An 18713-nucleotide genomic window follows, 5' to 3' on the forward strand; every position below is an offset into this window, starting at 1 on the left:
TGCCCCAGAAAAGTAATAGCCGAACGCCATGGTCTGAATCTTGCCTTGCTTATCCGCTTCAACGCGGCCCCTTACAAAGGGACCGAGAATGGGAAGTTTCGCCACAGGGCTCACCTCACAGTCCCCACACTGGTGAACTTTCCGAGGCATTTAACGAGGGCACAGGTCCAGGCCATACCGCCAGGACTGCACGTCATTGGTACGTAGTGCTCAGAGGAGTAGTCGGGCATGCAGGCTTTTCTATCACCGGGAATCAGACTGCTCGGGCGCTTCGGCTTTGCCCGCAAGTTTCAGCTGTTATTTCTGCTGTTCATCCTGCCGCTGATGGGCAGCCTGTGGATGATTGGCCAGGATTATCGCGACAAGCTGAGCCTGATTTCCGGCGAGCGCGCCGGGGTTCGCCAGTTGCTGGCCCTCGACGCCCTCGATAACCTGCTCGCCGCCCAGCGTGACCGCGCGGCCCGCTGGCGAGCCCCGGAAACCAATCGTCAGCCAACGCCCGCGACTCTCGCCGCCATGGCCGCATTCGACGCGGTTCAGCCCGCTCTCAACCAGGCAGCTACCGATCTCGGCACGGCTCTGCAAATCGAAGGTGCCGCTGGCGACACGTTGAGTCGCTATCAAGCGCTCCAGGCGGCTCTCACTGGCCTGGATTCGAAGAGTCTGAGCAGCGTCGGCTGGTGGCCGGACGGTTACGAGCGCTTCACCGCTGCATTGAGCGCGTTGCAAGCCCTGCGCGAGCAGATCGCCATGGATAACCGGCTGATCCTCGCCCCATGGCTGGAAACCTACCTGCTGACGCAAATATCCACTCAACATACGCCGGACCTGATCGAACGGGTCGGTCGCCTCGCCAGCGTCGGTCAGGCTTCGGTGGTGTCCGGGCAATTCACCCTGCAGAGCCGCCTGCAACTGCGGGACCTGCGCAGCCGCATCGGCGATGCCCGCGAGCAGCTGGTGAAGACTGGCACCCTGCTCGAGGCCCGACTGCCCAGTGCCTTGCAGTCCTGGGCCGGACAATACCAGAGCAGCTTGAAGCTTCTGGACGAGGGCCTCAAAGTGCTGGATGACGGGGTCTTCGGCGGCAGCATCAAGCTCAAGCCGGAAGACTTCGAACGCAGCCTCGACGCCCTCCTCCACGACCTGGCGTCGCTACGTCAGCAGTCTCTGCAATCGCTGGACAGCCGCCTGGACTACTACCACGATTCAGCCGTCGGCCAACTGATCCTGGTGGCGACGATCTTCGGCTGTTTGCTACTGGCCGCGCTGTACCTGTTTGTCTGCCTGCAGGCCTCGATCCGCCGCAGCGCCAGCGGCATTACCCTGTTGGCCGAAGCCCTGCGTGACGGCAATCTGTCCCTGCAGGTGCCGGTGCATGGGCGCGACGAACTGGCCGCCATCAGTACCGCGCTGAATGTCGCCGTGGTGCAACTACGCACCAGCCTGCTCGGGGTCGATCACGAAACCCTGCAGCTGAGTGACGCAGTACAGGCCCTCAACGATCACTCCAACGGCGCCTTGGGCGAAGTCGAAGCACAACAATTGCAGATCAGTCAGATAGCCGCGGCGGCGACCCAACTGGCCGCCACCTCACAAGGTGTGGCGCACAGTTGCGAACAAGCCTCCAGCAGTGCCCAGCACACCCAACGGATCGCCGCCGACAGTAGCCGTGACAGCCAGCGGACCACCGCCAGCATCCAGCAACTCAACCAGCGACTGAACGACACGGCCGCAGCATTGGGTCGGGTCAGCGCCCAGGGCCAGCAGATCCAGCTAGTCGTCGATACCATTCGTGGGGTCGCCGAGCAGACCAATCTGTTGGCACTCAACGCCGCCATCGAAGCGGCGCGGGCTGGCGAACAAGGCCGGGGGTTTGCCGTGGTCGCCGATGAAGTGCGCAGCCTGTCGCAGCGCACCCAAATCTCCACCGCACAGATCGCCGACACCGTCGACAGCCTGCGGGCCACGGTGAGCGAAGCAGTGACCTTGATGGAAGCCGCTTGCGGGCAGGCGCAAACCGATGCTCAAGCAGTGACCGGGCTTGGCGAACGCCTGGGGGAAATTGCCAGCGCGGTGCAAGGCGTCACCGACACCCTGGCGCAGATTGCTACGGCGGTTGAAGAACAGGCCTGCACCGCCGATGAAGTCAGCGGTAATATTCAACAGGTCGATCAAGCGGCCGTGCGCCTGCTCGAAGGCGCGCGAGCGGTGAACCGCGCAGCGGACACCCTGAGCCAGGGCAGCAAGGCGCTGAATGAGAATACCGGGAGGTTTCGCCTGAGTTGAGAAGCCACCAGGCCGAGGCCTGCCAGTGCTTCCAACTCCGTCCCTACCACTGCTGACCGGGGGTTTTCGATAAACAGTTGATAGTGTAGATAAAATTTCAATAAAAACGCTTGACGCATTTCCGTTATCGGCGAATAATGCGCGCCACTTGGCTACATAGCTCAGTTGGTTAGAGCATAGCATTCATAATGCTGGGGTCCGGGGTTCAAGTCCCTGTGTAGCCACCAAGTACTAAAAACGGCTTACCGAAAGGTAGGCCGTTTTTTTATGCCTGAGGAAAGGTAAAGCGCCAGATCGGGTCCAGCCCCTCCTCTGGGGCATTGCTCATGTAAAGCACCCTGACTCGGCGTTGATGAGGCATAGTTGCAAGCAACACGACGCAATCAATGGCCAGGTAAGCCACAAAAAATGGCAAAGGGGATGAATTGCCATTTCATCAGGTTACAGGGAGTGTCATGCCGCAACCGTCTTTGAAAACTCATATCATCGAAACGCCAACCACTGAAAAGCTTGAGTCCGGGCTCAAGGTTCGGTCTGCAATCCTTTTTCTGGTGGCGGTATGTCTATCGCTGGTGGCAGTGGCAATCTGGGAGAGTTGGAACTCGCGCCAGTACCATTTGCGTGACAAAGAAGTCGCGATGTCAAACCTTGCGCAGACCCTGGCGTCGCAAGCGCAGGCCTCAATCAAGCAAGCCGACACTGTGTTGTTCAGCCTGGTAGACCGTCTTGAAGTCGATGGCATGGGCCACGAGCAGATTCCCAGACTGCAACGCCTGCTCAGCTCCCAGCGCAGCGAGTTGAGACAATTGCACGGTCTGTTCATCTATGACGAAAAAGGCCGATGGGTAGCGAACTCGCGCGGGATCATCCCGCCCAAAGCCAATAACTCCGATCGCGAATATTTTATCTTCCATAAAGAGCATCCGGACCGCGGCCCGTATATCGGGCCTTCGATACGAAGTCGCTCTACCGGCGAATGGATCATGCCCGTTTCGCGGCGGATCAATCACCCTGATGGCAGTTTTGCCGGGGTGGTACTGGCGACCCTGTATCTCGACCATTTTCTTCAGCTGTACAACAGTATTGATATCGGCGCTAACGGCGTCATCAATCTGATATCAGCCGACGCCAAAATCGTCATTCGCCGCCCCTTCAAGGACGCTGAAATCGGCACTAGCCTTGCGAGCGGTCCACTCTTCACTCAACTCTTGCCCAAAGGTCCTTTGGGTTCCGCAACCGTCAGATCCTCTGTGGACGGTGTCGAACGCGTAGTGGGTTATCGGCGACTCGATCAGTATCCGCTGATCATATTTGTCGCGCTCAACAAGGACGAGGCCCTCGCGGGCTGGCGACAGGGATCGTTGCTGAGTGCATCGATCGTTGCGTTTCTGCTGATGATTCTGGGGCTGCTCGGTTATCGGCTGATCAGGCTCATGAAGCAGCAAAATCACATCCAGAACGAATTACTGGGTGCTCAGGACAAATTGATCGAGGCCAATCGGACGCTGGAGTTGTTAGCCTTGGAGGACGCACTGACAGGGCTGGCGAATCGCCGTCAGTTCGACCTGTTCCTTCATGCGGAGATGGGCCGGGCCAGACGCAGCCAAGGAAGTCTTGCCCTGCTGATGATCGATGTCGATCACTTCAAACCCTTCAATGACAAACACGGTCATTTGGTCGGGGACAGCTGCTTACGCACCATCAGCGCGATCATACGGGAGAACATCAAACGGCCCGGCGATCTCGCTGCGCGTTATGGCGGCGAAGAGTTTGCCGTAGTGTTGCCGGGCACTGACTACGTCGGGGCATTTCTGATTGCCGAGAAAATTCGCCACGCCGTCCAGCAAGCAGGAATCGAGCACAACGAAAGCACCGAAGGCATAGTCACGGTCAGCCTTGGCGTCGCCGCCTGCAGCCCGACATCGGAAGAATTACCCAATGACCTGATCGGCGCCTCCGACAAGGCACTTTACGTCGCCAAAGCCAGCGGAAGAAACATGAGCGTTATCGCTAACTGACTGGCTCAATCACACCCGGTGAGGGGTGAATGCTGCTCCATCACTGATGAGCCTTCCAGCGCTTCAGTTCCTCTTCGATGAAGTGATTGACCAGGTCGGCATAGAGCTTTTCGATTGCTGCCGGGCTCAGACCTTCGGTTTCTGCCCACTCACGACGCTGGGCCAGCATCGCATTGAAGCGCTCCGGAGCCCGAACCGAGGTTTCCGAGGTTTTGAATGTCGACGCTGCCAGAACGTATTTGAAACGAGCGCCAAGCAGCTTGATGACGGCCCGATCAAGGAGATCGATCTCGCGTCGAATATCTTCCATGCCTTCACATTCGTCAGGGCGTAATTGATTGACGACTTCCATGTTGATAACTCCGGCTTATCTGAAAAAGCGTGGGTTGATGCGACCATCCAATTTAAACACGCAACGTCAGACTCCGTCATTTGACCGGCGACGTCGCCCCGCGCGTTGCGCCTGCCGCTGCCGGCCGATACATTCCCCCTCACGCAGTTCACAGCTGCGCCCGACAGCTCTTTTTTTCCAACGGACGGAGTGCCCCGCGTGTTCTCAGCCTTCAACTTGCGCCACTACCGCCTATCTGCCCTTTCGCTGATAGCCGCCGCACTCACCCTCGCCGCCTGCAATGCCCCGCCTTCCGCCCCCTCTGGCAGTGCCCTGGCGCTGGCCCCGGAACGTGCTTCGGGTTACCGCAGCGACTTACGCACTCAATACGCCTCCCGGCACATGGCGGCGGCGGCCAACCCGCTGGCGGCCGAGGCCGGGCGTGAAATGTTGCGTCAGGGCGGTTCGGCGATCGATGCGGCGATTGCGATGCAAGCGGTGCTGACCCTGGTGGAACCACAATCCTCGGGCATTGGTGGCGGTGCGCTGATCATGCTCTGGGATGGCAAAGCCGTGCGGGCCTACGACGGTCGCGAAACCGCGCCGGCGGGGGCGACCGAAAAGCTCTTCCTGCAAGCTGATGGCCAACCGATGCCGTTCACCCAGGCCCAGATTGGCGGTCGTTCGGTCGGCACACCGGGAGTGTTGCGCGCCCTTGAGTTGGCCCACAACCAGCACGGTCGCCTGCCTTGGGCTCAATTGTTTGAACCGGCCATCCACCTGGCGGAGCAAGGTTTCCCGATCTCACCACGACTGCACGCGCTGATTGCAGCCGATCGCGCCCTGCCCCGTTCGCCGGACATGGCCGGTTATTTCCTGAATGCCGATGGCAGCCCGAAAGCCATCGGCACTCAACTGAAAAACCCGGCGCTGGCAGCCGTACTGAAACGGATTGGCAAAGAAGGCCCCGCGGCCCTTTACAAAGGCTCGGTCGCTGAGGAGATCGTTGCCAAGGTTCAGCGCCACGCCAACCCCGGCAGCCTGTCGATGAATGACCTGCAAGGCTATCGCGCCAAAGAGCGCACGCCACTGTGCACCGACTACAAACGCTGGCAAGTCTGCGGCATGCCACCCCCGTCTTCCGGAGGAATCGCCGTCGCGCAAATCCTCGGCACCCTGCAGGCCCTGGAAAGCCGCGATAGGCGCTTTGCCCTGCCGCCCCTCAAGCCAGTCCCGAGCAGCACCGCCGCCGGCCTGGAGCCGGCGCCTGAAGCCGTCCACCTGATGGCCGAGGCCGAGCGCCTGGCCTATGCCGACCGCGCGCTCTATGTGGCTGACTCGGACTTCGTCCCGGTGCCGCTGGCAGGCTTGGTCGCCCCCAATTACCTGGCCGCTCGAGCGGCCTTGATCGGTGAGCACAGCATGGGCATGGCCAAGCCCGGCAATCCGGCTGGCGTCCAGCTGGCCTATGCTGCAGACCGCTCGCCGATGCGAATTTCCACCTCGCAGGTGGTCGCGGTCGACGACCAGGGTGGCGCCGTGTCGATGACCACCACCGTGGAAGCGGCCTTCGGTTCTCACCTGATGGTTCAGGGCTTTTTGCTCAATAACCAAATGACCGATTTCTCCTTCATCCCGGAAGAAAACGGTCTGCCGGTTGCCAATCGCGTCGAGCCCGGCAAACGCCCGCGCTCCTCCATGGCGCCGACACTGATCTTCGATCGTCAGAGCGGCGAACTGGTGGCCACGGTTGGCTCCCCAGGCGGCTCGCAAATCATCGAATACGTCGCCAAGTCCGTGGTGGCCCTGCTCGACTGGAACATGGACCCGCAAGCCGCTATCAGCCTGCCCAACTTCGGCAGCCGCAACGGCCCGACCGAACGCGAGCAGGGGCAATTCAGCCCATCGTTGATACAAGCGCTCAGGGATAAAGGGCATGAGGTGAAGCAAATCGACATGACCAGCGGCACCCAAGCCATCGTTCGGGTTCGTGATGCCCAGGGCAAAGCATCATGGGCCGGCGGTGCCGATCCACGGCGTGAGGGTGAAGCGCTGGGGGATTGATCGGGGTTGAAGACAGGGAAAACGGCTTACCGCGAGGTAGGCCTTTTTTGTGCGTTGAAGACAGTGCCGATGCCAGGTGAACCCTGGAGCGCCCTAAAAGATCGTCAACCATCGAGTTCAATTTCAGCTCAGGCGCTCACCTCCCCTAACGGCTGTATTTCAACCCCTGGCGCGATGCATGGCGTTCCAGCGCCAGATCGATCAGCCGACTGACCAGCTCACTGTAGCTCATGCCCGCAGCCTGCCAGAGCTTGGGGTACATGCTGATCCGGGTGAAACCCGGCAGCGAGTTGATTTCGTTGATCAGCACCTCGCCGGTATCGGTGAGGAACACGTCGACACGGGCCAGGCCGGAACAGCCGAGTACCTGGAACGCCTCGATGGCGAGGGCGCGGATGCGTTCGCTGCTCTCCCGGCTGATGTCTGCCGGGACCACGACTTCCGCGGCCTGGTCATCGATGTATTTGCTGTCGTAGGAGTAGAAGCCACTACGCACCACGATCTCGCCGCAACCGCTGGCGATTGGCTGGTCATTGCCCAGAACCGCACATTCGATTTCGCGGCCGTTGACGGCGGACTCGATAAGGATTTTTTCGTCGAAGTTCAGCGCCAGCGCTACGGCCGCCACATACTCGTTCTCATCGCTGACCTTGCTGACGCCCACCGAGGAGCCCTGGTTCGCCGGTTTGACGAACATCGGCAGGCCGAGCTTGAGTTGCGCCTGGGCAAAATCGGTGCGAGCGGCGTTGGCGCGGGTCAGGGTGATGAAAGGCGTGATCGCCAGGCCAGCATCGCGCAGCAAGCGTTTGCTGACGTCCTTGTCCATGCAGACCGCCGAGCCGAGCACGTCGGAGCCGACGAAGGGCAGGTCGGCCATGCGCAACAAGCCTTGCAGGCAACCGTCCTCACCCAGGGTGCCGTGGACGATGGGAAAGATCACGTCGACATGCCCCAGCAGCTCCTGGCTGGAAGTCTCGACCAGTTGCTGGCTGGGCTTGCCGGGCACCACGGCCAGCTCGCGGTTCGATTGGTTGAGGGCGATCAGCGCCGGGTTCTCCTGGTTGATCAGAAAGTTCGAGCTGTCATTCAGGTGCCAGCGCCCTTGCTTGTCGATACCGATCAGCATCGGCTCGAAGCGCGAAAGATCCAGCGCATCGACGATGTTTCTGGCCGATTGCAGCGAGACTTCATGCTCCGCCGAGTGGCCACCAAAAATAATCCCGACCCGCAATTTGCTCATCTTCCGGCCTCCTGGTGAAGGTACTGTTTCTTGATACGGCAAGCGAAGGACTCAGGCCTGCGCATAACGCAGATGAATCAGTGCCACCCGCTGGCCACTTTTGTCTTTGCGCTCTTCTATGGCGTAGGGTGTAAAGCCAAGTTTGGGATAAAGCAGCAGCCCCGCCACGTTCGAATTGAAGCAGGACAAGGTCACCTGGCCGGCGCGATGTTTGCTCAGGGCGGTGTCGATCATGTGCCTGATGAGATGCCCACCGATCCCACCCGCTCGTGCTTCGGGGTCAATGATGACATTGCCGATGGTGCAGGTTCCTTCGGTTTGCCACTGGTAGAAGTTGGCGAAACCGACTACCCGCCCATCCTGTTCAATGACTGTCGAATCCGAGCGCTGGGCGATGGAGTGGCGCAGTTGCTCATGGGTCAACGGCCAGGAAGCCGCGGGGAAGAAGAAAAACAACTCCTCCTCGTCGCGGGCAAAACTGCAGATCCGTGGAATGTCCCTTTCCTCTACTGGTCGGTAACCAAGTTTCATCTTCTGTCTCCTGACATTGTGCTCGGATCTGTAGTTCTACCCGACCTCAGGTGCGTGGATCAACCTCGCAGGTTGCAAGCACCAGCCATTGTTTTGCAGCGAACCCCACCCCAGCTTGCAGAAATACGCCTTCGGGCCCGATGAAGACAGTCGGCCAGCATTGCGTTACCGTATTTTCCATTGAGCACAGAGCAGGGGCGCTCTTCATGGGCAAACATCACAGCCAGGCCGACTGGCTCCACCGCGCGCCCCGCGCCAGCGGTATGGAGCGCATCGAGGCGTTTTTTTCCGGTCACGGTTATGACCTGCACCGCCACGATACCTATGCCATTGGCCGAACGCTGACGGGCGTGCAGAGCTTTCAGTATCGCGGCGAGTGGCGACACAGCCTGCCCGGCGGGACCATGGTGTTGCACCCGGATGAAGTCCATGACGGTGAGGCCGGCACCGAGGACGGCTTCAAGTACCGTATGATGTACATCGAGCCGGCGCTGATTCAACAGATGCTCGGTGGCAAGCCTCTACCCTTTATCAAGACTGGCCTGTCTGCTGATCCCCGGCTGTATGCGGCGACCCAGGTGTTGCTGCAGAGCCTGGACTGCCCGCTTGATCCGTTGGAAGAACAGGACGCGCTGTTCGACCTGGCCAATGCGCTGAGTACCGTGTCCGGAGTGACATCGACTCGCCAGCGTTTTGATTATCAGGCGGCGCAACGGGCGCGTGAATTCATCCACAGCGCGCTGGATCGCACCGTGACCCTGGATGAACTGGCCGAGCACAGCGGCCGCGATCGCTGGGGGCTGTCGCGGGATTTTCGGCTGCTGTTCGGCACCAGCCCTTACCGTTACCTGACCATGCGCCGCCTGGACCTGGTCCGTTCGTTGCTGATGCAAGGCCAGCCGCTGGTCAACGCCGCGCTGATCGCCGGTTTCACCGATCAAAGCCATATGACCCGACAATTCAGCAAAACCTACGGCCTGTCACCGGCACGCTGGTTGAAGATGCACGGGCGCTGAAGGCTGCACAATCGTTCAAGAAACACCCTGCTGCCTTGACTATCGTCGGCTCAATTCACCCAGCGGATGAACCTCATGAGTCATTATCAAAGTCTTAATTTTGCGCAAAAGCTCAGCCTGTTCAACGAACTCTGGACACCCAGGGTCATCGCCGAAATGAACGACTACCAGTTCAAGGTAGTGAAGCTGCAAGGGGATTTCATCTGGCACGACCATGCCGATACGGACGAGACCTTCATCGTTCTCGAAGGTCAACTGCGCATCGACTTTCGCGATGGCCAGGTGCTGGTATCCCAGGGTGAAATGTTTGTCGTGCCCAAGGGCGTCGAGCACAAGCCCGTTGCCGAACTCGAGGTCAAGCTGCTGCTGATCGAGCCCAAGGGTGTACTGAACACCGGGCATGAAGGTGGCGAGCGGACGGCGCTGAATGATGTGTGGATTTGAGGTCAGAGCGCACTGAGACGCACATCCGGATGCCCGACAATCAACGTTACCGCCCTCTCGGCCTCACCTGCCGCTGCGATCAGCGAGCGGGAGTGATCGATCCACGCTTGCATCGAGAGGGTGGCCGTGGTTTTTTCATTGGGTCCAGGATCTCCCGTCTACGAATAAGGAATTTCATTGAACGCCTTTCCCACCCTCGGAACTGACCGCCTGCTGCTGCGTGAAATAGTCATGAGCGATGCATCGACGCTGCTCGATATGCACGGCGATGCTGAGGCCATGAAATGGTTTGGGGTCGATCCTATAACCGAACTCTCGCAGGCGCAGGCGCTGGTCGATACATTTTCCGCCTGGCGCATCCAGCCGAACCCCGGTACGCGCCGGGGCATCCAGCTCAAGGGGCACGAAGCGCTGATTGGCAACTGTGGCCTGTTCAAATGGAATCGGGGCTGGAAAAGCTGCTCAGTGGGCTTTGCCTTGGCCCGTTCGAGTTGGGGCAAAGGCGTGATGCATGAAGCCCTGCAAGGGATGCTTGCCTGGGGTTTCGAGCAGATGCAACTCAATCGGGTGGAGGCTGCTGTTCAACCCGAGAATGAGGCCTGCCTGAAACTGCTCACGCGTCTGGGATTCGAGCAGGAAGGTCGGCTGCGCGAAGCAGGCTTTTGGTTGGGGGAGCATCGTGATTTGCTCCAGCTGTCGCTGTTGCGCGCGGAGTTCAAGTCGACGCCTTCATCCACACGTTGAGCCCGCGCCTGGCCGCCACCGAGGGTGTTAACCACCGTTCTGCACGCCGCATTTACACCGACAACTGATTGGCAAACTGACCCACCGCACTGACCACTTTCTGTGCGCCGTCCTGAATCTCGACAATCACCGTACCCGCTTCGGCAGCCAGCGCCAGGCCCTGTTCAGCCTGGAGTTTGCCATCGCTCATCAAGCTCACTGCGTCACGGGCCATGTCCTGGTTCTGGCGCACCACCCCGACGATTTCATCAGTGGCTTTGCTGGTGCGTGAAGCCAATTGCCGGACCTCATCGGCGACCACCGCGAACCCCCGCCCTTGTTCGCCGGCGCGGGCTGCCTCGATCGCCGCGTTGAGCGCCAGCAGGTTGGTCTGTTCGGCGATGCCGCTGATGGTTTTGACGATGGTGCCAATCACCAGTGATTGCTCGTTCAGCGCCTCGATGCCTTCGCCGGCCTGTTGCATATGCCGGGCCAATTCGCGCATCACATTCACCGCCTGAGTGACCACCATGGTCCCGCGCTGGGCGCTGCTATCGGTCAGTAACGAGGTGCTATAGGCAATATTCGCCGCCTCAGCGACGGCCGCTTCCTGATTCACCTGGTCCGTAATCACTGTGGCGAATTTGACGATTTTGTAGAGTTCGCCATCGGCGTCGGTCACCGGGTTGTAGGACGCCTCCAGCCAGACTACGCGACCATGGCTGTCGAAGCGTTTAAAGCGCTCAGCGACGAACTCGCCGGCGTTCAAGCGCTTCCAGAACGCCTGATACGTTGCGCTGTTGTATTCCTCAGGCTCACAGAAGATGCGGTGATGTTTACCTTTGATCTGCGCCAGGCTGTAACCCAAGCCGTTGAGGAAGCGATCATTGGCGGTCAGCACGTTACCGTTCAGATCGAACTCGATCACCGCGGTTGAACGCAACAGCGCGCCGATCATGTTTTCGTGCTCACGGGAGGCTTCAATGGTGCGGGTCAGGTCGCTGGCATAAATCGAAAAATGCTTGATCCGCCCGTTCGCCGCGCGGATGGGCTGCGCGATCGAGCGCAACCAGGCTTCCTGGCCATTGCCTCTGAGCAAGCGAACCGCCCCGGCGAAATGCTCGCCACGGGTCAGCGCGGCCTTGAAGCGCTGGTGAAAATCCTCTGCCTTCACGTGGGCCGGAACGATGTCTTCGATGTGCCGCCCCAGAAGTTCATTGCTTTTGTAGAACATCTCATCAATGAAGTTCTGATTCACCGACTGAATCCGCCCATCGGGGTCGAGGGTGATGACGAGCATCTCGCTTTCCAGGCTGTCTTTAACTTGCACCAGACTGGAGAGTTCTTCGCGAAGAGCCGACAGCTCCTGCTTCAAGCGTTTGTTGAACATGGAGTGCACCAATGGACAAGAATGAGAGCTGCGTTAGCTCTAACCATCGGCCACGGGAAAATTTTCTGAAGTGCAGGCCTGCAAAAATAGTGGCCATGTGCCTTATTCCGCTGAAAAACCCGGATTTCCACAATGCCTCGAGGCGCTATAGTGGGAGGAATAACATTCAGCGGCTATCAGGGAGTTGTGCATGGACGGTTCACGCAAGGCGCTGTTCGACGGGGTCGCCAAGACACTCGGTCACAGTTTTGACGGCGAAATGCGCATCGGTGGCAACTATGTGCCGGCGTTGCAAAACGGTGATGAGGTGTACGTCAGCGGCCAGATCCCGCGCATCGACAACACCGTCATGGTCGTCGGCCGGGTCGGCGCGGAAGTCTCTCTGGAGCGTGCCCGGCACGGAGCGAGGATTTGTACCCTGCGCGCGCTGGCCATCCTGGGACAGTTACTCGGTGACCTGGAGCGGATCAAGCAGGTCTTGCGCATCAATGTCTATGTCCAGAGCGCCGCGGACTTCACTCAACAAAGCGAAGTAGCAGACGCTGCGTCCGAAGTCCTCTATTCGATTTTCGCCGACGCCGGCGTCCACACCCGAACTTCAGTGGGTGTTTATCAGTTGCCGAAAAATGCCTCGGTCGAAATCGACATGATTGTCGCGCTGGAGCCGGCTGAAGCGCCTCATGAAGAAACCGAGGACTAGGGGAGTCTGGGCATAGACCTCTTAGGTGTTCACGGGGAGGCCCCAATGCCAGTCAGTTAAGCACTGGTGCCTCCAAAAGATCGCAGCCTGCGGCAGCGCCTACACACCTGAAGCCACGGCTTCACAACCGACCCGGGGCACACGCGAGCCAAAATACCCCGCGCTGGCTACCCCGACCGCGCCCATTACTGCGCAGTAGATCACGCATATCCACGGGCTCCAGGGCATCAGCCCGATCAACAACAAGGGGGTGATGCTGGCCCACACTGCATAGGCGATGTTGTAGGTGAAAGAGATCCCGGAGACACGGATTCGCGCCGGAAACAGGCTGACCATCACCGACGGCACCGCGCCGACCACGCCACAGCTCAGGCCGGCTATCGCATAGGCCAGGCCAATCCAGCTGCCGCCAGCGATCAGGCAGCTATAGAGCACAGCAATACCCAGTGGCAGCAGCAGGCTGTAGAGCATGACCGTGCGCCAGGCACCGATGCGGTCGACAATCAGCCCGGCCAGTATGCAGCCGATGTTCAGGAACACGATGCCCAGACTGCTCAAGGCAAAGGTATGGCTGGCACTCATGCCGAAGGTTTTTTGCATCATGGTCGGGGTGATTACCACAAACACCACCACCGCCGAGGTCAACACGCAGGTGAGGATCATGGCCGGCAACATGGCCGGACGATGATCACGCAGTACCGTGCGCAGCGGCAGTTCAGCGTCGGCTTCGCGACGTGCCTGCATGGCCATGAACACCGGCGTCTCGCTCAACCAGCGGCGCAGCCAGACTCCAATCACGCCGAATACACCGCCCAATAAAAACGGATAGCGCCAGGCGTAATCGAGAATTTCCGTGGGGGTGTAGACCTGCGCCAGCAAGGTCGCGGTCAATGCACCGATCAAGTAACCGAACGTCAGCCCGGCCTGCAAAAAGCCCAAGGCATAACCCCGATGGCCACGCGGCGCATGCTCGGCGACGAACACCCAGGCACTCGGCACTTCACCGCCCACCGCGGCGCCTTGCAGCACCCGCAGTACCAGCAACAGCAATGGCGCGAAATAGCCGATCTGGGCGTAGGTCGGCATGATCCCGATCAGCAGGCACGGCAGCGCCATCATCAGGATACTCAGGCTGAAGACCTGCTTGCGTCCCAACTGATCGGCGAAATGCGCCATCAAGATCCCGCCCAGCGGCCGCGCCAGGTAGCCCGTGACAAAGATTCCGAAGCTTTGCAGCAAGCGCAGCCATTCGGGCATTTCCGGAGGGAAGAACAACTGGCTGAGGGTCAGCGCGAAAAACACGAAAATGATGAAATCGTAGATTTCCAGCGCACCGCCCAGAGCCGCCAGCCCCAGTGTCTTGTAGTCCGACCGGGAGAATGGCGTCGGTCGCGAATCAGTAATGGCAGTCATAAACAAACTCTGAATAGGCAAAACCACGGCGCCAATGGTCTACGTAAATGCCCGGAGGGACAACCCAATCAGGTTGCTGGGTTGGTTTTTAGCGGTTTTCTGTGCATTGAATTCAACCGGGCGAAACCAATAATCGGGCACTTTCAAACGCCGCAATACAACCAGGAAAGCCGCCATGAGCATTCATACCCGCAGCAAACGTCTGACCGTGCCGCAACTGGTGGCCATGAAGGGCCAGCAAAAAATCGTCTCGCTGACCGCCTACAGCAGCTCGATGGCCCGACTGATCGACCCTTTTGTCGACTTCATTCTGATCGGCGACTCCACCGCCATGGTCGGTTACGGCCGCACCTCGACTTTGGACATGAGCCTGGAAGAAATCATCGGCCACACCCGTGCGGTAGTTGTCAGCACGCGCCTGGCCTGTGTGGTCGCCGACATGCCATTCGGCAGTTATCAGGAATCACCGCAACAGGCCTACCGCAATTGCGCCGAAGTGCTGGCCCGCACTGGCTGTGATGCGCTCAAGCTCGAAGGCGGCAAGGCTCTGGCGGGCACCGTGGAGTTTCTGGTTCAACGAGGTATTCCCGTGATGGCCCATATCGGTTTGATGCCGCAGTACGTCAACGTCATGGGCGGCTTCAAGGCCCAAGGTATGAACGATGCCACCGCCGCGGCGATTGAGCACGACGCCCGCGCGCACCTTGAAGCCGGGGCTTTCAGCCTGCTACTTGAAGGCATTGCCGAAAGCGTGGCACGGCGCATCAGCGACTTTTCGCCGATGCCGACTATTGGCATTGGCGCATCACCGGCCTGCGACGGTCAGGTGTTGGTGACGGAGGATTTGCTCGGGCTTGGTGGTGAGCAGGTGCCGCGCTTCGTCAAGCAATACGCCGACGTAGGCGCGCTGATCAGTCAAGCCTGCGAGCGCTTTGCCACTGAAGTGCGCGACGGCAGTTTCCCCGAAGCACGGCACTGCTACGGCATCAACTGACGTTCTTCGTCGATGGCCTGGGCCAGCATCTTCAGGGCGAAGGCAATGTCTTTGCTCCAGTCGACCGTGTAGCTCAGGCGCAAGTGATGTCGCCAATGGCCATCCTGGCTGAACATCTCGCCAGGAGCGATGACGATGCGTTTGGCCAGCAAGCGCTCGTATACCCGGCGCATGTCCACCGGGTGCCGCGCCTGGGCCCAAAAGGTCGCACCGCCGGCAGGATTCACGACCTGCAACTGCTCGCCAGCGTGTTCGTCGAGCAAGACTTTCATTTGCCTCATGCGATCCATCAACAGACCGCGCAGCACCTGAATGTGCTGGTCGATCCGTCGAGAGCTGAACAGCCGGGCGACGGCTTTCTGGCGAATCGGCGACAGGCGAAAGCCACGGTCGAGAAACTGACGCTGCAATTCGGGGCCATAGCCCCGGGTCAGCAGGTAACCGAAGGGTGCCTCGGAGCCGATAATTTTGTCGAAAGTGGAAAACACCACTAACCGTTCGGGGTCGGCAAAGTCCCGATAACGTGCGGGCGACGGCTCGAAGCAGAACTCACCATAGCTGTCATTCTCGAACAGCCAGACGCCCCGCTCGGTCAGCCAGCGACACAGTTGTTGTTTGTCTGGTGCTGGCATCAGGCTGCCGTGGGGCGCACTCACTGCCGAGGACACCACCACCAGCCGCACCGGCTCGCGCTGCAGCAGTTCATGAACCTGCTGCAAATCGAAGCGCCCATCGGCCCCCAGTGGTATTTCCAGCACTCGGATCTTCGCCGCGCGAAACTGCCGCAAGATCGCCCAGGAGCAAGGCGACTCCACCATCGCCACACTACCGGTCAGCCCCAGCGCATTCAGCGCCAGGTCCAGAACACTGCGCAAGTCCGCGCCGATGTACACCTGTTCGGCTTGCCAATAACAGCGGGTTGAACGGGTATAGCGCTCAGCCAGAACGCTGCGCAATTCGCTCTCGCCAAACGGTTGATACTGCGGAGACTGAGATCGTGGGTACTGGCGCGCCAGTTCGCGCTCAGTCATCAACAACGGATTTTCCAGTGACAACAGCATTGCCGGCGCATCGCTGCACAGCGCCAGCATGCCCGGCTGACGGGCAAAGGTGTAGACGTTATCCAACAAATTTGCCGAGCGTTCATTGAGCTGCACCAAAGGCATCGGCTTAGCGAAGTAACCCAGCTTCGGCCTGGAATAGACCCTTCCCTCGTCTTCCAGCAAGGCGTAGGCGTATTTGGTGGTGGAAACCGAAACGTTCAAGCGCAGCGCCAGTTGCCGCAGCGACGGGAGTTTCTGCTCCGAGCCAGAACCTGCCGCGTCGATCAACTCGAGGAGGTAGCGGTACACGGTTTGATAGGCAAAAACGGTTTCCTTGCTCAATCACTCAATTCCTGGGGCGTTTATCCGCGACGGGCATGGTCGCATGAATGTCAAAGCCGACCCTCCGATATAAGCTCGTCAATCAGACAAGGTCGATGCAAAATCCCGAAACACCTTCGGCAACCACAGACAGATTGTTTTACTGTTGGCGCCTGACCAAAAGAGCCGTTGCGGCTCTGTGGACACCACAACAAACATAAAAAATCTTGAGGTATTTCCGTGGCCGCTGATATCGAAGATAGCCGCTCCGCCCGCTTTGCCCTGCGTTGCGCCAGTTTTGCCGAACGCTGGTTTCCCGACTCCTGGGTGTTTGCCGCACTGGCAATCATGATAGTCACCGTGGCGACCCTGTTCATGGGCGCGAAACCCACCGATGCCGCCAAGGCTTTCGGTGACGGCTTCTGGAGCCTGATCCCGTTCACCATGCAAATGGCCTTTGTGGTAATCGGCGGCTACGTGGTCGCCAGTTCGCCACCTGCGGTGAAGCTGATCGACCGTCTGGCGCGGATCCCGAAAAACGGCCGTTCCGCAGTGGCCTGGGTGGCACTGATTTCCATGGTTGCATCGCTGCTGAACTGGGGCCTGTCGCTGGTGTTCGGTGGCTTGCTGGTACGCGCACTGGCCCGTCGCACCGATCTGCGCATGGACTACCGCGCCGCCGGTGCCGCTGCTTACCTGGGACTGGGTGCGGTCTGGGCGCTGGGACTTTCGTCGTCCGCCGCGCAGTTGCAGGCCAATCCGGCCAGCCTGCCGCCGTCGATTCTGGCGATCACCGGCATGATTCCCTTTACCGAAACCATCTTCCTCTGGCAGTCCGGCGTGCTGTTGCTGGCGTTGATCGTGGTCTCGCTGATCATCGCCTACGCTACGGCCCCAGGTCCTGGCTCCGCCCGTGACGCCAAAGCCTGCGGTATCGACCCGAGCTTCAGCATGCCGGCCCCGCAACCGCGCACCCGCCCGGGCGAATGGCTGGAATACAGCCCGCTGCTGACGATTATGCTGGTGCTGTTGGCGGCAGGCTGGTTGTTCCATGAGTTCTCGACCAAACCGGCGATCAGCGCGATCTCCGGGCTGAACACTTACAACTTTTTGTTCCTGATGCTTGGCGCGCTGCTGCACTGGCGTCCGCGCAGCTTCCTCGACGCCGTAGCCCGCGCGGTCCCCACCACCACCGGGGTGCTGATCCAGTTCCCGCTCTACGGTTCGATCGCCGCGCTGATGACCGTGGTCAAAGGCACCGATGGCCAGTCCCTGGCGCACCACATCTCGACCTTCTTCGTACAGATCGCGTCCCACGACACCTACGCCCTGCTGATGGGCGTGTACTCGGCGATACTGGGATTCTTTATTCCGTCGGGCGGCGGCAAATGGATCATCGAAGCGCCCTACGTGATGCAAGTCGCCAATGACCTGCAATACCACCTCGGCTGGGCCGTACAGATCTACAACGCCGCCGAAGCCTTGCCCAACCTGATCAACCCGTTCTACATGCTGCCGCTGCTGGGCGTCCTGGGGTTGAAGGCGCGGGACTTGATCGGCTTTTCCTTCGTGCAGTTGCTGGTGCATACACCGCTGGTGCTGTTTCTGCTGTGGGCACTGGGGACGACGCTGGTGTATGTGGCGCCGATGATGCCGTAGTTTTTCGGGCCGCCAAAAGATCGCAGCCTGCGGCAGCTCCTTGTATCTCGACTATCGCTCCGCCAGGAGCGATAGTTCTCGACTGATCATCGAGGGAGGGATCTGGAAGCCGTGCAGCTCCTTAGGCCTAGAGCCTGCGACGTAGATCGTGCTCCAACCCTCCACACTCACTCGTATAGTTCGAACGGTATCTTGGGCCCGTCTCTGGCGAGAGCCCGCATTCGCAAGGTTGGACAGAGTGCAGTGATGATCACAATTGATCCAATTGGAGACGATCATGTCCGATTATGTTGGCGTCGACGCCGCTAAACACACCTTTGACATCGCCAAATACCTGCCTAACGGCAAACATAAAACCAAAGCCAAGCTGGCCAATGCAATCAAGGGGTTCGAGGAGTTCCACGCCTGGCTGCAGAAGCATGTCGAGCCTTCAGCCTTGATCGTGATGGAGGCCACCGGCATCTACCATGAAGCGCTGGCCGAGTTCTTGTACAACAAGGGCTATCGGGTCTGCGTCGTCAATCCTGCACAGACCAAAGC

16 protein-coding genes, 1 tRNA gene and 1 pseudogene are annotated in these 18713 nt (G+C 59.7%); 11 read left to right on the plus strand and 7 right to left on the minus strand.

Annotated elements, in window-relative coordinates:
• The first annotated feature begins 228 nt into the window (after positions 1-228).
• The 3 genes from F8N85_RS02905 to F8N85_RS02915 all read left to right on the plus strand — a co-directional run bounded on the left by F8N85_RS02905 (position 229) and on the right by F8N85_RS02915 (position 4304).
• Positions 229-2286 carry a methyl-accepting chemotaxis protein gene (locus tag F8N85_RS02905; RefSeq protein ID WP_150802171.1) on the plus strand — a complete coding sequence of 686 codons (2058 nt, stop codon included), beginning with the start codon at positions 229-231 and terminating at the stop codon, positions 2284-2286.
• 150 nt (positions 2287-2436) lie between these two features.
• Positions 2437-2513 (plus strand) — tRNA-Met (locus tag F8N85_RS02910).
• A gap of 228 nt (positions 2514-2741) precedes the next feature.
• Positions 2742-4304, plus strand: a complete 1563-nt coding sequence (locus F8N85_RS02915) for a sensor domain-containing diguanylate cyclase (protein ID WP_150802172.1) — start codon at positions 2742-2744, stop codon at positions 4302-4304.
• 40 nt (positions 4305-4344) lie between these two features.
• On the opposite strand, the gene F8N85_RS02920 is transcribed toward F8N85_RS02915, so the two are convergent.
• The gene (locus F8N85_RS02920) at positions 4345-4656 is read right to left on the minus strand and encodes an isochorismate lyase (protein ID WP_150802173.1); all 312 of its coding nucleotides are present in this window, start codon (positions 4654-4656) and stop codon (positions 4345-4347) included.
• 198 nt (positions 4657-4854) lie between these two features.
• On the opposite strand from F8N85_RS02920, the gene ggt reads away from it, so the two are divergent.
• Positions 4855-6699: a gamma-glutamyltransferase gene (gene ggt, locus F8N85_RS02925; protein ID WP_150802174.1), complete on the plus strand. Its 1845-nt coding sequence runs from the start codon at positions 4855-4857 to the stop codon at positions 6697-6699.
• A gap of 145 nt (positions 6700-6844) precedes the next feature.
• Here the strand turns inward: ggt and ddlA are convergent, their stop codons facing one another.
• Positions 6845-7939 (minus strand): D-alanine--D-alanine ligase, encoded by a 1095-nt coding sequence (ddlA, locus tag F8N85_RS02930; protein ID WP_150802175.1) that lies wholly within the window; start codon positions 7937-7939, stop codon positions 6845-6847.
• Positions 7940-7990: 51 nt separating this feature from the next.
• Positions 7991-8470 carry a GNAT family N-acetyltransferase gene (locus F8N85_RS02935; RefSeq protein WP_150802176.1) on the minus strand — a complete coding sequence of 160 codons (480 nt, stop codon included), beginning with the start codon at positions 8468-8470 and terminating at the stop codon, positions 7991-7993.
• Positions 8471-8676: 206 nt separating this feature from the next.
• Between F8N85_RS02935 and F8N85_RS02940 the strand changes: the two genes are divergently transcribed.
• From F8N85_RS02940 to F8N85_RS02950, 3 genes are all read left to right on the plus strand, one after another.
• Positions 8677-9486 (plus strand): AraC family transcriptional regulator, encoded by an 810-nt coding sequence (locus tag F8N85_RS02940; protein WP_150802177.1) that lies wholly within the window; start codon positions 8677-8679, stop codon positions 9484-9486.
• 75 nt (positions 9487-9561) lie between these two features.
• Positions 9562-9930 carry a cupin domain-containing protein gene (locus tag F8N85_RS02945; protein ID WP_150802178.1) on the plus strand — a complete coding sequence of 123 codons (369 nt, stop codon included), beginning with the start codon at positions 9562-9564 and terminating at the stop codon, positions 9928-9930.
• 177 nt (positions 9931-10107) lie between these two features.
• Positions 10108-10674 carry a GNAT family N-acetyltransferase gene (locus F8N85_RS02950; RefSeq protein WP_150802179.1) on the plus strand — a complete coding sequence of 189 codons (567 nt, stop codon included), beginning with the start codon at positions 10108-10110 and terminating at the stop codon, positions 10672-10674.
• A gap of 52 nt (positions 10675-10726) precedes the next feature.
• On the opposite strand, the gene F8N85_RS35670 is transcribed toward F8N85_RS02950, so the two are convergent.
• Positions 10727-11185 (minus strand): methyl-accepting chemotaxis protein, encoded by a 459-nt coding sequence (locus F8N85_RS35670; protein WP_263596366.1) that lies wholly within the window; start codon positions 11183-11185, stop codon positions 10727-10729.
• A 129-nt stretch (positions 11186-11314) separates the two neighbouring features.
• Positions 11315-12043: pseudogene (locus F8N85_RS35675) on the minus strand (PAS domain-containing protein); the annotation flags it as partial.
• A gap of 190 nt (positions 12044-12233) precedes the next feature.
• On the opposite strand from F8N85_RS35675, the gene F8N85_RS02960 reads away from it, so the two are divergent.
• Positions 12234-12743, plus strand: coding sequence for a RidA family protein (locus tag F8N85_RS02960; protein ID WP_150802181.1), 510 nt, complete (start codon positions 12234-12236; stop codon positions 12741-12743).
• 99 nt (positions 12744-12842) lie between these two features.
• On the opposite strand, the gene F8N85_RS02965 is transcribed toward F8N85_RS02960, so the two are convergent.
• Positions 12843-14156, minus strand: a complete 1314-nt coding sequence (locus F8N85_RS02965) for an MFS transporter (RefSeq protein ID WP_150802182.1) — start codon at positions 14154-14156, stop codon at positions 12843-12845.
• A 175-nt stretch (positions 14157-14331) separates the two neighbouring features.
• Here F8N85_RS02965 and panB point away from each other — a divergent pair, with 175 nt between their 5' ends.
• Entirely contained in the window at positions 14332-15150 is an 819-nt protein-coding gene (panB, locus tag F8N85_RS02970) for a 3-methyl-2-oxobutanoate hydroxymethyltransferase (protein ID WP_150802183.1), read from the plus strand.
• Here the strand turns inward: panB and F8N85_RS02975 are convergent.
• Entirely contained in the window at positions 15135-16535 is a 1401-nt protein-coding gene (locus F8N85_RS02975) for a PLP-dependent aminotransferase family protein (RefSeq protein ID WP_150802184.1), read from the minus strand. The genes panB and F8N85_RS02975 overlap by 16 nt on opposite strands.
• 219 nt (positions 16536-16754) lie before the next feature.
• Between F8N85_RS02975 and F8N85_RS02980 the strand changes: the two genes are divergently transcribed.
• Positions 16755-18173: a short-chain fatty acid transporter gene (locus F8N85_RS02980; protein ID WP_150802185.1), complete on the plus strand. Its 1419-nt coding sequence runs from the start codon at positions 16755-16757 to the stop codon at positions 18171-18173.
• Between the two features lie 277 nt (positions 18174-18450).
• On the plus strand, positions 18451-18713 hold a 263-nt coding region (locus F8N85_RS02985; protein ID WP_150802186.1), incomplete at its 3' end, for an IS110 family transposase.

The organism is Pseudomonas fluorescens (assembly GCF_902497875.1).
Classification (GTDB): Bacteria; Pseudomonadota; Gammaproteobacteria; order Pseudomonadales; family Pseudomonadaceae; genus Aquipseudomonas; species Aquipseudomonas fluorescens_BR.